The sequence below is a fragment of the Stenotrophomonas sp. TWI700 genome (assembly GCF_039673645.1).
GTDB lineage: Bacteria > Pseudomonadota > Gammaproteobacteria > Xanthomonadales > Xanthomonadaceae > Stenotrophomonas > Stenotrophomonas maltophilia_AA.
The window spans coordinates 1-1,226 of the sequence record NZ_JBDJMB010000062.1 but is presented as its reverse complement, the minus strand read 5'-3'; the positions used below and the strand labels follow the sequence as shown (position 1 = coordinate 1,226).

Annotated in this window: 1 protein-coding gene; it reads right to left on the bottom strand. The window is 62.2% G+C overall.

Annotation, left to right across the window (positions count from 1 at the left end):
- Positions 1 to 102 precede the first annotated feature (102 nt).
- Positions 103 to 1,017 carry an IS110 family transposase gene (locus ABE473_RS18830; RefSeq protein ID WP_346490536.1) on the bottom strand — a complete coding sequence of 305 codons (915 nt, stop codon included), beginning with the start codon at positions 1,015 to 1,017 and terminating at the stop codon, positions 103 to 105.
- Between the last annotated feature and the right edge of the window lie 209 nt (positions 1,018 to 1,226).

The window sequence follows — 1,226 nt, the reverse complement described above, 5'->3', positions numbered from 1 at the left end:
TGGAGCAACTGTGTTGTTGGAGGGACTTCGGCCCCTCCAGCAGACGGGCGCGGTAGTGCCGGCCGCTGGCCGGCAGCCTTTGGAGATGTGCCCGTGCGCGCTTCAGGCCGGGATTGGTCCGCTTTGAGCGTCGCGCACGCGGGCGTTGAGGATCACCAGCATCTTCCGCATTACCGCCACGATCGCCACTTTGCCCTCCTTGCCGCGGGCACGCAGCGACCGGTAAAAGTCTCGTAATCGAGGTTCGTGCTGCAGCGCCGACATGCTGGCCATATACAGCACCTGACGGATCTCGGCTCGACCGCCGTGGATGCTTCGTTTTCCGCGTATCGTCCCGCTGTCGTGGGACATCGGTGCCACGCCCACCAGGCTGGCGATGGCCTTGCCACTGATCTGGCCCAGCTCAGGCAGATAGCTGGCCAGCACCGCCTGTAGCCCCGGTCCCACGCCCTTTATCGACTTCAGAATCGTGAGCTGGGGCTGTTGAGCGACTTGCTCGGCAATCTGCTTTCCCAGGCGTTCGAGCAGTGTCTGCAAGCGGGTGATGTTGGCCTGCAAAAGCCGTCGCAATTCACGATCACGCACCATTTCCTGCTGCTGTCGGGCTACGGTCAGGGCCTGCATCATCTGTCGACGTGCCCGCACAAATTCCCGCAGTTTCTGCTGCCAAGGCTCCAGTGGCTGGTAGGCCGGCAGTTTCACCAGCGCGGCCATCTGTGCCAATGCATAGGCATCCAAGCGGTCGGTCTTGGCTATTTGGCCCAGCCCCTGAGCTAGTTTCCGCGCCCGAAAGGCATTGGCGCGCACCACCCGATGGCCTGCCTTGTGCAGGAAATCCAGCACGGGCTGCTCATATCCGCCGGTGGCCTCCAGCACGATCTGGACCGCTGGGCGTTTCTTCAGCCAAGCGTCCAATTCAACAAAGCCAGAGGGGCTATTGCTGACTTGCAGGGTCTCTCTGTCCGTCGTGCCGACATCCAGCTGGCGCTTGCTTACATCAATCCCGATCCCGTTCATCGCACGACTCCGTATAGTCTGGAAGGGTCGAGAGCTCCCCCGCTTGCCCAGTCTTATCGCTTCGAGTGCCAGCTCCAGCAACTGTTCGGGCGGATCAAGGGAGATTCCGGCGTGGGCGCCAAGCTCCATGGCGATCGCTCAGATCCAGGCTCGTACGGCGGCCCACGCCGGCTCTCGGCACCTAAGCTGCCAGATTCCGAACAGATAAG